Genomic DNA, 12,740 nt, shown 5'->3' with positions numbered 1-12,740 from the left:
AGGACCGTGCATCAGGCGCCGGGTCTGAGGATCGTCAGAGGAACGGCCCTTGCTAAGGCCGATGGGGATGAACCGGTACGAGCCATGACCATTTTCGACAAGACCATGCGGTTGATCGAGCGGACCTTGGATTTGCGGGCGGCCCGACATCAGGTCATCGTCTCCAATATCGCGAATGAGGAAACGCCGGGCTATCGGTCGAAAGACATGCGGTTTCAGGATGCCCTCGCGTCGGCGGTCCAAGGCCGGCCGGGAGTCTCCCTGATTGCCACCCACGGGCGGCACCTCGGTGTCCGCGGCGACGCGATGGCCCGCACGGCCGGCCGGGTGGTGGAAACCGGCGAAGGCGATCTACCGCTCGATGCCAACACGGTCAATTTGGAAATCGAGATGGCCAAGCTGTCGGATAATGCCATGCATTACAACACTGCGGCGACGATCATGGGTGCACGGTTACGGCAACTGCTGGGGGCCATCAGGGAAGGACGCTGAGGCCCCCGGGGCGGAGGCACGATCTGACCGCAAACCACGCGAACAGGAGATGAGGAAGAGAATCACTTGAGGCGTGTTGTCTCCGGCTGCCAAGAGCAATCTGAAGGGCAGCCGGCTCAAGCGAAGCTTGGTATGGAAAGAGACGAAAAGAAATCACTGGTGGTGCTTCTCCGGCGGCGACAATGAAGAAGGGCTTCGCCCGAAGAGCCGCCGGTTCAACCGAAGGTTGGTATGGAGGTGGAGTCATGGACATTTCTGAAAGCCTTGCTCCTTCCGTCTCGGCGCTCGATGCGCAGCGCCGGCGCATCAACGTCATCGCGAGCAATCTCGCCAACGCGCAGTCGACCCGGTCGGCGAACGGCGGCCCCTACCGCCGGCGGGATGTCCTGTTCCAGGCGACGCCGGTCACCCCTCCGTTCCAGCGGGCGCTGAATCGGGCGTTCGCCGGCGGACAGGGCGGCAATCCCCAAGGCGTGAGGGTCGCGCGCGTCATTGAGGACTACAAGCCCGGTCAATCGATCTACGATCCCAAGCATCCGGACGCGAACGACAAAGGGTACGTCATCATGCCGAACGTGAATGTCATGGAAGAGATGGTCAACATGATCGGAGCGTCCCGGGCCTACGAGGCGAACGTGCAGGCGATTAACGCGACGCGCGCAATGTGGAACCGGGCGCTTGATATTGGTCGATAACGGCGAGGAGGAACATATGGATCCGACCACGATTCACGGCATCGCTCCGTCGAACCTCCAAGAGGTGGCCACGCCGTCTGGACAGGCCGGCCGGGGAGGAAGCCAGTTTCTGGATTCTTTGAAATCGGCGATCAGCCAGGTGAACGACGTGCAACTGGAGGCCGGCCGCGCGGTCGACGCCCTGATGACGGGCCAGACCGAGAATGTCCATCAAACGATGGTCGCCTTGCAGAAGGCCGATGCCTCGTTCCAGTTGATGATGCAGGTCCGCAATAAATTGGTGGCCGCCTACGAAGAAATCAACCGGATGCAGATTTAACCCGTCGCAGGTCGCCTGATCTATGCTTGCGAAGTTCGCCACGCTCCCCCTTACGCAGCGGTTCGCCGTCATGGTCGCCCTGGCGGCGGCCATCGCCGGCCTCGCCGCGGTCGCCCTCTGGACCCAACAGCCGGACATGCAGGTGCTGTTCACGAACCTTGCCGCCGATGACGCCGGCTCGATCGTAGACCGACTCAAAGAGATGAAGGTGCCCTACGAACTCGGCGCGGGAGGCACGTCCATCCTGGTGCCCAGCGCGCAGGTCCATGATCTCCGCCTCCGATTGGCCGGGCAGGGCCTGCCTCACGGCGGCGGATTCGGATTCGAGATTTTCGATCGGACATCGTTGGGCGTGTCGGAGTTTGTGCAGAAGGTGAATTACCGGCGGGCGTTGCAGGGGGAATTAGCCCGCACGATCGCCCAGATGCCGGAGGTCGAGCGGGCGCGCGTCCACCTCTCGATTCCCGAGCGGCGCTTGTTCAACGCGAATCAAGAACGGTCCCGCGCGTCCGTGGTGCTGAGCCTGCGTGGCGGGCAGTCTCTGGGCAAAGCGCAGATCCAGGGGATCGTGCATCTGGTGGCGAGCAGCGTGGAGGGGCTCCAACCTCAGGACGTCACGATTGTCGACGGGCATGGGCGGTTGTTGTCCGGATCCTCGCAGGACGAGGGGGCGCGCCTGACGGATTCGCAACTGGAGTATCAGCGGACTCTTGAAAAGGACATCGAAGGCCGAATTCAAACCATGTTGGAGCATATCGTTGGCGCGAATAAAGCGGTGGTCCGCGTCTCCAGCCTGTTGAACTTCCGCCAGGTCGAAACGACGGAGGAGCGGTACGACCCCAACGGACAGGTCGTGCGAAGCGAACAGCGATCCCAGGAGAAGTCAGCGGGCACGAGCGGCCTATCCGGCGGCGTCCCCGGGGTGGCCTCGAATGTGCCGCCCGGAAAGGATGCGGAACCGGCCCAGACCAGCACGAACACGAGCCAGAACAAGAACGAAACCGTCAACTATGAGATCAGCCGGACGGTCTCCAAGATCGTGGAGCCGATCGGCACCGTCAAGAAACTGTCCGCCGCCGTGCTTGTGGACGGCCGCTATGAAATCGTCAAGGGCGATGCCGGCCAGGCTGCGGCCGAAGGGGAGGCGCCGAGGAAATACATCCCGCGCTCCGAAGAGGAGATGAAGCAGATCGAGGAGATCGTGAAGAAAGCAATGGGGTACAACGCGGAACGGGGCGACGAGGTGCAGGTGGTGAACGCGCAGTTCGGGTTCGGCCAGGAGGAGGACGGGGGCGCCAGCGTCGAGGCCTCCCCGGATCGTCCAACCATGCTCAGATTCTCGACATGGCCAAGAACAATCCCGAATCCACCGCGTTGGTCGTCAAACAGTGGCTCAACAATAACGCATAGGATCGCCCCATGACGAATCGGCTGACGGGCGAGCAAAAGGCCGCGATTCTGCTGTTGACGATCGGCGAGGACGCCGCTGCGGCGGTGATGAAACACTTATCGCCAACGGAAATCCGCAAGCTCGGCGCCCACCTTGCCGCCCTGTCGTCGATTTCCAAGGAGCAAGAGATCGAGGTGATTCAGGAATTCAAGTCGGCGGCCTCCGGCGGCGAGATCGGCGTCGAGGGCAGGAAATACGTGAAAACCGTGCTCGATAAGGCCCTGGGCAGCGGCAAGGCGACGCAACTCATGCGTTCGTTGACGACGGAGACCTATCCGGGCATCGACACGCTGAAATGGATGGACGCCAAGGCGGTGGCCAATCTGTTGCGGGTCGAGCATCCGCAGACCATCGCGGTGGTCTTGGCCCACCTGGACCCGGAACATGCGAGCCAGGTGATTGCGCTGCTGCCGGAGGGGCTGCGGAGCGACACCCTGCATCGATTGGCCACGATGGACGAAGTCCAGCCGGACACGTTGCAGCATCTGAGCGAGGTGTTGGAAGAGGTGCTGCAAGACCGGTCTCGTCCGCAATCCATGAGCATCGGCGGCACGAAGGTGACAGCGGACATCCTGAACCGGTTGGACAAGAGCAACGGCGGGACCATCATGGCCAAGCTGGCCGAACGGGATGCGGCGCTGGCCGATACGATTCGGTCGCTGATGTTTGTGTTCGATGACCTGGTCAAGATCGACGATCGCGGCATTCAGGAATTGCTGAAAGATGTGGGGAAGGAAGAACTGACCCTCGCGCTCAGGGCCGCGAATAATCCGGTCAAGGACAAGATTTTCAAGAACATGTCGAGCCGGGCGGCGGAAGGTTTGCGAGAGGATATGGAGGCGAAGGGGCCGGCGAAGTTGACGGACATCGAGCGGGCGCAACAGAAAATCCTCCAGACGGTCCGCCGATTGGAAGAGGAAGGCAAGATCGTCGTCGGCGGCGCCGGCGCCGAGGCGATGGTGTAACGCCCCATGGCACAACAGGTGACGGGCATCGCGCAGGCGAGCGGATGGTGACGGCTTCATCCGGGCGGCATGATTCCTTCCAGTCGTTCGGGACCGGCGGGGAGCCGGTTCCCCGGGAGGAGCCCCTTCCTTGGAGTGGCGGGCCGACGCAGGTCCTCGTCATTGAAGATGAGGAGAGTGTGCGAGCACTCCTGACCCGCCTGCTGGCGCAGAACGGGTTCGCCGTCAGATCGGCCGAAACCGGACAGGCCGGCCTTCGGGCCATCGCCGACCACCCGGCATCCGTCCTGCTGGTGGACTACCAGTTGCCCGATATGGACGGGCTCTCGCTGCTCGAACAGGCGACCCTCAAGGACCCCAAGGCGGTCGCGATCATAATTACCGGACACGGCACGGTCGAGTTGGCGGTGAAGGCGATGAGGGTGGGCGCGGCCGACATGCTCACCAAGCCGTTCAAACCCAACGACGTGCTGATAGCGATCCGGCGCGTGCTTGAGATGCAACGACTCCGCCAGGAGAACCGGGTCTTGAAGCAGACCGTCTGCAAGATGCAGGGACTGCACGTGAATGCCTTTCGCCTGGCGGATTTGGACGAGCGGGGAGAAGCCGTCCAGACGGGATCACATCGCGCTTCCTCAACGCGCGCACAGGAATACGAGCGGGGCCTAGCAGAGGGGCTACGCCGGGCCGACGAGCAGATCGTGTTGGCCAAACAGCAGGAACAGTATCTGGTCGAGGCTGTTCGCCGGTTGGCGGAGGCCTGTGCCGACGTACCCAAGCTGGTTGAATCGGAGGCGGCCCAGTTGGCCTTCGAGATCGCCCGCAAGGTGGTGCATGCCTGCGCCGAGGAGAAGCGCGACCTGATCGTCGAACAGGCCAGGCAGGCCGTGCAGCGGGTACGGGAGAGCCCGCTCATCAGAATTCTTGCGCATCCTCGCGATCTGCCCACGTTGGAAGCGGCGCACGATCGGTTGGCCGCCGTCTGCGACGGACCCGTGACGGTCCGGTTGGAGGCCGATCCGGCCATTGCGCCGGGCGGCTGTCTGGTCCAGACGCCGACGCACTGTGTCGATGCGACGCTCGACGGACAGTTGGCCAGGATTGCAGAGGCCTTAAGGAAGGGCCAGGGCGCGTGAAGCGGCTCGACTTGTTTGAAGGGCTTGATCCCTTGACCGTGCACGGGCGGATCGCCCAGGCAGCCGGGATCGTGCTCGAAGGATACGGCACGGCCACGACCATCGGGGAGCTGTGCGAAGTCACGCGCGAGGACGGCACGGCGCCGCTCACGGCCGAAGTGGTCGGATTCCGCGGCGATCGCATCATGCTCATGCCGTTGGGTGACATGCGCGGCATCGGTCCGGCCAGCCGACTGATGACCAAAGGGCGGCAGGCGTCCGTCACGGTCGGGCCCAAACTGCTCGGGCGTGTGTTGGACGGGCTGGGCCAGCCGCTTGATGAAAAGGGGTCGATCGAGGCGGAAAGCGAATACCCGCTCTATCAATCGCCGCTTAATCCGCTTCATCGCCGGCGTATCACCCAACCGCTCGACCTTGGGGTGCGGGCCATCAACGGTCTCCTGACCTGCGGCCTGGGGCAGAAGATCGGCATCTTCGCCGGGGCCGGCGTGGGGAAGAGTATTTTGTTGGGGATGTTGAGCCGGAACGTGGTGGCGGACGTGAGCGTGATCGCGCTGATCGGCGAGCGGGGCCGCGAGGTGAAGGAGTTTCTCGAACGCGATCTCCGGCCGGACGGGATGCAGCGCACCGTGGTCGTCGCCTCCACCTCGGACCAGCCCCCGCTCGTGCGGATTCGCGGGGCCTTCCTGGCGACCGCCATCGCCGAATACTTCCGGGATCAGGGGCGGCACGTGCTGTTACTCATGGATTCGCTCACGAGGTTCGCGCAGGGGCAGCGCGAGGTCGGCCTGGCGATCGGGGAGCCGCCGACGAGCAAAGGCTACACGCCTTCCGTGTTCTCCCTGCTGCCGAGACTGCTGGAGCGCGTCGGGACCTGCGAGGGCAGCGGAACCCTGACCGGGCTCTATACGATTCTCGTCGAGGGGGACGATCTGAACGATCCGATCGCCGATTCCGCCCGCTCGATCCTCGACGGACATATCGTGCTGTCCCGTGATCTGGCCTCGCGGAATCACTATCCGGCCATTGATATTCTCCAGAGCACGAGCCGGGTCATGCACGGGATCATCACGCCTGCTCACCATGCAGCCGCGCGCACCGTCGTCGAGTTGATGGCCACTTATCAGCGGGCCGAAGACCTGATCACCGTGGGGGCCTATAAGCCGGGCGTCAATCCGAAACTGGACCGCGCGGTCGGCATGATCGAGGCGATCCATGCCTATCTGAGGCAGGAGAAGGACGAGCGCGCGAGCTTTCCCGCCTCCGTCGAGGCGTTGATCAAATTGGCCGGGCAGGCGGGATGAGCTGGGCGCGGCTGTACCGGTACCGGGTGCAGGTCGAGGAGGCTTTGCGGATGGAGCTGGCGGAACTCGACCGGGCCGTGCAGAAGGTCCACGAGGTCCGCGCACAATGGCAACGGATCTCGGATGACGACGCGGATCGGCTCTTGACGGAAGCCCGACGGGGGGTCGAGGCGGGACTGGCGCACGGATGGTTGGGCGAGTGGAACGCCATCCAGATGACCGTGACGAACGTCGATCGGGCGGTTGCCGCGGCGATGGATCGACGAACCAAGAAGCAGGCAGAGCTGATGGAGGCCGTCCGCGATCGCAGGAAGATCGAGTTGGTGATGAAACGGGCGGCCGACCGGAAGCAGCAGATACAGCGACGTCTCGAACAACGAATGCTCGACGACTTGGCCGGTCACCGGTGGGCGAGGGACTCCTCGTGATGCGCGAGCAGGAGCAAGCACTGACCCAGGTCCGTCCGGTCCGCCGAGATGTCCTTCGATTGATCCTCTGGTCCGTCTTGGCCGCGAGCGTTCCGGGGATGGCCGTTTCGGTTCAGCATATCGCGTCGGTCTCTGCCGGCCAATTGGAGGCGGTTCCCGAGTCGCCCCGCGACGCGCCGCCCGCAAGAGGTTCGGACGACAGGGAGACGGGGAGGGGGCGCGAAGAGACAAGAGAAAGCGAGCCGCAGGACCTGCGCCTACAGGGACCGGCCGTTGACGTGCCTCGCGAGGTGCTCGATCTCTTGGATCAGCGGAAGCGCCATCTCGATCGCCGGGAGGAATCGCTGCGGGCGGAAATAGAACGGCTTGAGAACCTCAAGAGCGACCTCGAAGACCTCTTGGCCCGTTACGAAGCCTCGGTCCAAGCCTTCGAGGAGAAGCAGCGCCAGGCTCAACAGGCGAAGGAGGAGCGGGACAAGAAGACCCGCGGGCAGCAGGCGGCGGAGGTTCAGGCGAAGCTGGACGTGGTTGCCAAGATGTACGAGGGCATGCCGGCCGAAGAGGCCGCGGCCAGAATCGAAAAGATGCCGGCTCCGATGGCGGTGCAGGTGCTGCGGACCGTGAAGAGCAAGACGGCGGGCGCGATCCTCGCCCAGGTGAGACCCGACAAGGCTGCCAAATTGACCGAGCAGATTGTCAACGCCGCGGCAGCGCCGGCTTCCTCCGTGCCAAGCAAAGCGACCCGCTGAGCAGGCTCTCTCAATATCCCGCTATTTCTTGCTGATCCGGTCGAGCACGGCCTGGGCGATCTGTGAGAGCGGCAGCACCTGATCCACGCCGCCCAGCTTGATCGCTTCCTTAGGCATCCCGAACACCACACAGGTGGCTTCATCCTGGGCGATCGTGATCGCGCCGGCCTGTTTCATGGCCAGGAGTCCTTTCGCCCCGTCGTTTCCCATGCCGGTCAGGATGACTCCCACGCTGTTGGCGCCGGCCGTGCGGGCGACAGAATCGAACATCACGTCCACGGAGGGGCGGTGCCGGTTCACCGGCTCTTCCTGCGTCAGCCTCACGCTGTAGCGGGCGCCGCTTCGGACCAGGACCATGTGGTAGTTGCCGGGCGCCAGGAGCGCGTGGCCGGGGAGCACGCTGTCGCCGTCCTCGGCTTCCTTGACCGAAATGCGGCAGAGCTGGTTCAACCGGTCCGCAAAGGTTTTGGTGAACTTTTCCGGCATATGTTGGGTCATGATGATGGGCGGCGTGTTCGGCGGCAGGGCTTCAAGGACTTCCTTAAGCGCTTCCGTGCCGCCGGTCGAGGCTCCGATGGCGATGATCGTATCGGTGGTCTTGATCATGGCGCCCGAAGACGCGAGACGCGCGGCCTGGGGAGTCGGAGACGGCTCTCCTCCCTTGACTTTCCAGGCGGTGCGCTTCACGTTGGCACAGGCCGCCGCCTTGATCTTTCCCACCAGATCCCGAGCCAACTCGGTCATGCCTTCTCGGACGTCGATCTTGGGCTTGGTGACAAAATCGACCGCGCCGAGCTCGAGCGCGCGTAACGTGGTCTGGCAACCGGTTTCCGTCAGCGAGCTCACCATGACCACCGGCATCGGGCGCGCGGCCATCAGCTTTTCCAGAAACGTCAACCCGTCCATCCGGGGCATCTCGACATCGAGGGTGATCACGTCGGGGTTCATGGCCTTGATCTTCTCGCGCGCAACGAACGGGTCCTGCGCCGTGCCGATGACCTCGATCTCCTGGTCGCGGGAGAGGAGTTCGGTGAGGATCTGCCGGATCAGGGCCGAATCATCGACGATCAACGTGCGGATCTTGCCCATAGCCTTCCCCTTCAGCCTATATGGTTCATACGATTCGTGACGGAACTGTTCCCTCAAGACACGTCATTCGTCAACCGTCATTCGTCAGGCGCGACCTGGTCTCCTCGGTTGACGGTTGACGCAATTGCATGCCCAATCTTTGCGGGTACAGCCCGGCTGTTCATGAGTAATGCGGGTTAGAAGAGCGTGACGTCGCTCGCCTCGGCCTCGCGTTGCAGGCGTTGTTGATATTCCGCCTCGCGTGCGAAGATCGTGTCGTTTTTGACCCGCTCGATCTTCTTCACCAATACTCGCCCGGTCTGGGCGAAGAAGTACACCTTGCGGGGGTGCACGTCGCCGAGGTCCGCCTTGGCCGGCACGAAGCCCTCCCGTTTCATGAAATCGAGGACCCAGCGCGCGTTGTTGGCTCCGACGTCCATGGCCCCGTCATAGATCTTCCCGCCGCCGAACAGCTTGATCTCGAGACGATGCTTGACGCCTCCCAGCTTCAGAATCTCGTTGATCACCCGCTCCATGGCGTAGGAGCCGTAGCGCGTGGATTCGCCCCAGGTGTCGGTGCGGCTGTCTCCCTTTGGAGCCGGCAGCATGAAATGGTTCATCCCGCCCACGCCGGCAATCGGATCGCGAATGCAGGCCGAGACGCAGGAGCCAAGCACGGTGTAGATGATCATGGGCTCCCGTGTGACGAAGAATTCTCCCGGCAGGATGGCCGCGATCTCTTCCGAAAACCGGGGATCGCGCATGCGCCGGATATGGGCGAAGGCAGTCTGGTCGGGTGTCGGCATCACGTCAGTCCGCCTTTCGGTAAATGGTGGGCGCCAGAGAGAGAAAGGAATGGCGGATCCATTGCAGGCTCTCGGAATGGCCGATGAAGAGGTAGCCGCCCGGACGCAGATACCGGTGAAATTTGGCGATCAGGGTTTCCTGGGTCGGCCGGTCGAAGTAGATCATCACGTTGCGGCAGAAGATCACGTCCAGCGGGCTCCTAATGGGAAAGGAGGCGTCCATAAGATTGAGCCGGCGGAACGAGATCATCCGTCCGAGATGCGGCTTGATCTTGACGCAGCCTTCATGCGCCCCTCGCCCTTGGAGGAAATGCCGGCGCAGCATCTCGGCATCAAGATCCCGGATCCGCTCCCGGTCGTAGATGCCGGAGGCCGCCTTGGCCAAGACCCGCGTGGAAAGGTCCGAGGCGAGGATGCGGAAGTCCCATTGGCCTGGTTCCTCCACTCCGTCGTATAGGGTCATGGCGATGGAATAGGGCTCCTCGCCCGTCGAGCAGGCAGACGACCAAACGCGCAGGCTTCGGGACCGGCGTTGTTCGGGCAGAATCTGCTCGCGTAGAAACTCGAAATGTTTGGGTTCCCGGAAGAAGTCCGTCTTGTTCGTGGAAATCAGGTCGAGCATCCGGGTGAATTCTTCCCCCTCGGGGTCCTGCGCGACCAGTTCGTAGTAGGCCTGAAAGCCGGGCATGCCCAGATCGCGCAGTCGTTTGGAGAGGCGGGAGATGACCAAGGACTTCTTGTTGTCGCCGAGGGCGATGCCGCTCTTGCCGTAAATCAACGCTCGAAACTGCGCATACTCCCGATCGCTCAGATTGTATTCCATAGGGCAGGGTGTCTGTTCGCGTTGGGGTGGGAAGCCATACGAGCATCAGCTACGCCAAGCAGGCCGCTCCGGGTCTTCAATGTGGGAGGAGGGCGTCTGTGAAGGCCGCGCCTCCTCCCTTCTCACTCTTCACTCCTCACTATTCCCTAGAACTCTTCAAAGTCGTCGTCCTTGCGGCGACGATCATGGCCGTTGCCGGCACCCACAGCGGCGGTCGCCGGCTCGGACTTCGAGGCCGCTTTCGGCTTGGCGGCGGTCGGTTTTGTTGCCGGGCGCGGGACAGGGGCGGCCACCGGGCTTCGCCCGCTGTCCGTCCCCTGGATCTTGAACCCGTTCACCTGGCGCATCAGCTCCTGCGCCTGCTCCTTCATCGACTGGCTGGCGCTGGTCGTCTCCTCCACCAAGGCCGCGTTCTGTTGCGTGGTCTCGTCCATCTGGCTGACGGCCTTCGTGACCTGATCGATCCCTTGGGCCTGCTCTTGCGAGGCCGCGGCGATCTCGGCGATGATGTCCGTCACCCGCTTGACCGAGCCCACGATCTCATCGAGCGTCTTGCCCGACTGATTGACCAGCTCGCTCCCGTCCGTCACTCGCTGGATCGACTCATTGATCAACCCCTTGATCTCCTTGGCCGCGGTGGCCGAGCGCTGCGCGAGATTTCGCACCTCCGCCGCCACGACCGCAAACCCGCGGCCATGCTCCCCGGCCCGGGCCGCCTCCACCGCCGCGTTCAAGGCCAGCAGGTTGGTCTGGAAGGCGATCTCGTCGATCACCGTGATGATGTCGGCGATCTTCTTGCTGCTCTTGTTGATCTCCTCCATGGCGCTGACGGCGCGGGTCGTGATGGCTCCGCCCTTATCGGCGATGTCGCGGGCGGCGATGGCCAACTGGTTGGCCTGCTTGGCGTTGTCCGCGTTCTGCTTCACCGTCGAGGTCATTTGTTCCATGGAGGCGGAGGTCTCCTCCAGCGCGCTGGCTTGCTCGGCCGTCCGCTGGGAGAGGTCCTCGTTGCCGCGGGTGATCTGCTCGGCGCCGGTGCTGACGCTCTCGGCGGCGGCCCGGACCGTGGTGAGGGTGGTCAGCAGGGTGGCGATGGCGGTATTGACGCTGACTTTCAATTTTTCCAATTCGCCCTGATAGGCCCCGGCCATGTGCTGCGTCAGATCGCCTTGGGCCAGGGCGCCCAAGACCGTCTGCGCTTCCGTGACCAGGTGCTCTTGCTCCAGTTGCGCCTTTTTCTGCGCGGTGATGTCGGAGGCGAAGTTGACGACCTTATAGGGCTTCCCGGCGGCATCCAGGATCGGGTTATAAGAGGCCTGGAGCCAGACTTCCTTGCCGCCCTTGCCGAGGAAGCGATAGGTGCCGACCTCGAACTCACCCCGGGCGAGCTTGGCCCAGAAGGCCTGGTAGTCGCCGGAGGCGGCGTAGGCGGGCTCGCAGAACAGGCGATGATGCTGGCCTTGGATTTCGGCCAGTTGGTAGCCGAGGGCGGCGAGGAAATTGTCGTTGGCGGTGAGGATCGTGCCGTCCAGATTGAACTCGACGGCGGCTTGGGCCTTGTTGACCGCATTGGTGATGCCCTTGACCTCGGCCATCGCCTTCTTCTGCTCTTCCAGAGACCTGTGCAGTTGTTCGGCCATCTGGTTGAAGGCGCGGCCGGTCTCGCCGATTTCGTCCCGATTGGTCACGGCGACGCGGGCGCCGTAGTTGCCTTTGGTGAGCTGTTCCACGACCGAACTGAGGCGTTGGATGGGAACCAGGACCTGGCTGCGCAACAGGACGAACAGCACGCCGGCGAGGATGACGGCGGAAATGCCCGATGCCGTATACAGGATGTTCACGCTGTGGTCGATCTGGGCGAGGGCCTTGGTCATGGGGATCTGAATGGAAATCGCTCCCACCATCTCGCCCATCTTCTTCCCGGCGTGGCAACTGATGCAGGCTTCGTTCTTGATGATGTCCGGCGTCAGACGGCGGAACATCATGATCCCGTCGACCGGTTCCACGCGGGTCACTTCCTTCTCGCCCGCCTCCAGCGCCTTGATCGCGTCCTCCTCGAATGATCCCTGGGGACTGTTGGCCGGATTCAAGGGGGTGCGGCTGATCACGCGGGCCGAATAGAATCCGTCTTTGCTCAGTTCCTCCGACATTTCCCTGGTGGCGGTGGCGGGCAGGGGAACCGTATCCGGCGCGGTATGGTCCTGTGAGATCTTGATCTTGCCGTCGCCGGCGTTCTTGATCTTGGCGATATACTGGCCCGCGATGTACGCGCGGGTCACCTCAATCTGCTTCTGAATGACCAGACTGCGCTCCTGCAGCCGGTCACGTACGCTGCTTCGCATCTGATCGCCGATCCAATAAGCCAGACAGCTCAACACGATGAGCACTGTCGAGACGGTTCCGATCAGGATCTTTGTCGTCAGGCTTCGTGACTCCCACCAGTTTGTCATCATCTCCTCCTGCAATAAGTAGGTCGTATAGAACTTTGGAATCGCGCACAAAGCA

General features: G+C 63.0%; 13 protein-coding genes. 9 read left to right on the top strand and 4 right to left on the bottom strand.

The features are described from left to right. Nucleotides 1-84: 84 nt before the first annotated feature. The 9 genes from flgB (at nucleotide 85) to QWI75_RS16720 (ending at nucleotide 7,538) form a co-directional block, all read left to right on the top strand. Nucleotides 85-492 (top strand): flagellar basal body rod protein FlgB, encoded by a 408-nt coding sequence (gene flgB, locus QWI75_RS16760; RefSeq protein WP_289269899.1) that lies wholly within the window; start codon nucleotides 85-87, stop codon nucleotides 490-492. 245 nt (nucleotides 493-737) lie between these two features. After that, nucleotides 738-1,187: a flagellar basal body rod protein FlgC gene (flgC, locus tag QWI75_RS16755; protein WP_289269897.1), complete on the top strand. Its 450-nt coding sequence runs from the start codon at nucleotides 738-740 to the stop codon at nucleotides 1,185-1,187. 16 nt (nucleotides 1,188-1,203) lie between these two features. Further along, a complete protein-coding gene (fliE, locus tag QWI75_RS16750) occupies nucleotides 1,204-1,506 on the top strand; it encodes a flagellar hook-basal body complex protein FliE (RefSeq protein WP_289269894.1) in 303 nt (100 codons plus the stop codon). A 22-nt stretch (nucleotides 1,507-1,528) separates the two neighbouring features. Then, nucleotides 1,529-2,929: a flagellar basal-body MS-ring/collar protein FliF gene (gene fliF / locus QWI75_RS16745; protein WP_289269892.1), complete on the top strand. Its 1,401-nt coding sequence runs from the start codon at nucleotides 1,529-1,531 to the stop codon at nucleotides 2,927-2,929. Continuing rightward, the gene (gene fliG / locus QWI75_RS16740) at nucleotides 2,926-3,921 is read left to right on the top strand and encodes a flagellar motor switch protein FliG (RefSeq protein ID WP_289269890.1); all 996 of its coding nucleotides are present in this window, start codon (nucleotides 2,926-2,928) and stop codon (nucleotides 3,919-3,921) included. The genes fliF and fliG overlap by 4 nt, the downstream gene beginning before the upstream one ends. A 44-nt stretch (nucleotides 3,922-3,965) precedes the next feature. Further along, nucleotides 3,966-5,057: a response regulator gene (locus QWI75_RS16735; protein WP_289269888.1), complete on the top strand. Its 1,092-nt coding sequence runs from the start codon at nucleotides 3,966-3,968 to the stop codon at nucleotides 5,055-5,057. Next, nucleotides 5,054-6,361: a FliI/YscN family ATPase gene (locus QWI75_RS16730; protein WP_289269886.1), complete on the top strand. Its 1,308-nt coding sequence runs from the start codon at nucleotides 5,054-5,056 to the stop codon at nucleotides 6,359-6,361. The genes QWI75_RS16735 and QWI75_RS16730 overlap by 4 nt, the downstream gene beginning before the upstream one ends. After that, on the top strand, nucleotides 6,358-6,789 hold the full coding sequence (locus QWI75_RS16725; protein WP_289269884.1) for a flagellar export protein FliJ: 432 nt from the start codon (nucleotides 6,358-6,360) through the stop codon (nucleotides 6,787-6,789). The genes QWI75_RS16730 and QWI75_RS16725 overlap by 4 nt, the downstream gene beginning before the upstream one ends. Further along, entirely contained in the window at nucleotides 6,789-7,538 is a 750-nt protein-coding gene (locus QWI75_RS16720; protein WP_289269882.1) for a MotE family protein, read from the top strand. Before QWI75_RS16725 ends, QWI75_RS16720 begins: the two co-directional genes overlap by 1 nt. A 21-nt stretch (nucleotides 7,539-7,559) precedes the next feature. Here QWI75_RS16720 and QWI75_RS16715 read toward each other — a convergent pair whose 3' ends face one another. The 4 genes from QWI75_RS16715 to QWI75_RS16700 all read right to left on the bottom strand — a co-directional run bounded on the left by QWI75_RS16715 (nucleotide 7,560) and on the right by QWI75_RS16700 (nucleotide 12,688). Beyond that, on the bottom strand, nucleotides 7,560-8,627 hold the full coding sequence (locus tag QWI75_RS16715) for a protein-glutamate methylesterase/protein-glutamine glutaminase (RefSeq protein WP_289269880.1): 1,068 nt from the start codon (nucleotides 8,625-8,627) through the stop codon (nucleotides 7,560-7,562). A 176-nt stretch (nucleotides 8,628-8,803) separates the two neighbouring features. After that, on the bottom strand, nucleotides 8,804-9,412 hold the full coding sequence (gene cheD / locus QWI75_RS16710; protein ID WP_289271658.1) for a chemoreceptor glutamine deamidase CheD: 609 nt from the start codon (nucleotides 9,410-9,412) through the stop codon (nucleotides 8,804-8,806). 4 nt (nucleotides 9,413-9,416) lie between these two features. Then, complete coding sequence (locus QWI75_RS16705; protein WP_289269878.1) at nucleotides 9,417-10,235, bottom strand: CheR family methyltransferase; 819 nt, start codon at nucleotides 10,233-10,235, stop codon at nucleotides 9,417-9,419. Nucleotides 10,236-10,381: 146 nt separating this feature from the next. Then, the gene (locus QWI75_RS16700) at nucleotides 10,382-12,688 is read right to left on the bottom strand and encodes a methyl-accepting chemotaxis protein (RefSeq protein WP_289269876.1); all 2,307 of its coding nucleotides are present in this window, start codon (nucleotides 12,686-12,688) and stop codon (nucleotides 10,382-10,384) included. Nucleotides 12,689-12,740 lie beyond the last annotated feature (52 nt).

Origin of the sequence: Nitrospira tepida (assembly GCF_947241125.1) — a bacterium.
Lineage (GTDB): Bacteria > Nitrospirota > Nitrospiria > Nitrospirales > Nitrospiraceae > Nitrospira_G > Nitrospira_G tepida.
The sequence above is the reverse complement of the archived record's forward strand: the minus strand, read 5'-3'. Positions and strand labels throughout refer to the sequence as shown.

Bases quoted from the DNA above. Each gene is read 5' to 3' on its own strand.
- QWI75_RS16700 (WP_289269876.1), bottom strand. From the start codon at position 12,688: ATGATGACAAACTGGTGGGAGTCACGAAGCCTGACGACAAAGATCCTG.
- cheD (WP_289271658.1), bottom strand. From the start codon at position 9,412: ATGCCGACACCCGACCAGACTGCCTTCGCCCATATCCGGCGCATGCGC.
- fliE (WP_289269894.1), top strand. From the start codon at position 1,204: ATGGATCCGACCACGATTCACGGCATCGCTCCGTCGAACCTCCAAGAG.
- flgB (WP_289269899.1), top strand. From the start codon at position 85: ATGACCATTTTCGACAAGACCATGCGGTTGATCGAGCGGACCTTGGAT.
- QWI75_RS16715 (WP_289269880.1), bottom strand. From the start codon at position 8,627: ATGGGCAAGATCCGCACGTTGATCGTCGATGATTCGGCCCTGATCCGG.
- QWI75_RS16735 (WP_289269888.1), top strand. From the start codon at position 3,966: ATGGTGACGGCTTCATCCGGGCGGCATGATTCCTTCCAGTCGTTCGGG.
- flgC (WP_289269897.1), top strand. From the start codon at position 738: ATGGACATTTCTGAAAGCCTTGCTCCTTCCGTCTCGGCGCTCGATGCG.
- QWI75_RS16705 (WP_289269878.1), bottom strand. From the start codon at position 10,235: ATGGAATACAATCTGAGCGATCGGGAGTATGCGCAGTTTCGAGCGTTG.
- QWI75_RS16720 (WP_289269882.1), top strand. From the start codon at position 6,789: ATGCGCGAGCAGGAGCAAGCACTGACCCAGGTCCGTCCGGTCCGCCGA.
- fliF (WP_289269892.1), top strand. From the start codon at position 1,529: ATGCTTGCGAAGTTCGCCACGCTCCCCCTTACGCAGCGGTTCGCCGTC.
- QWI75_RS16725 (WP_289269884.1), top strand. From the start codon at position 6,358: ATGAGCTGGGCGCGGCTGTACCGGTACCGGGTGCAGGTCGAGGAGGCT.
- fliG (WP_289269890.1), top strand. From the start codon at position 2,926: ATGACGAATCGGCTGACGGGCGAGCAAAAGGCCGCGATTCTGCTGTTG.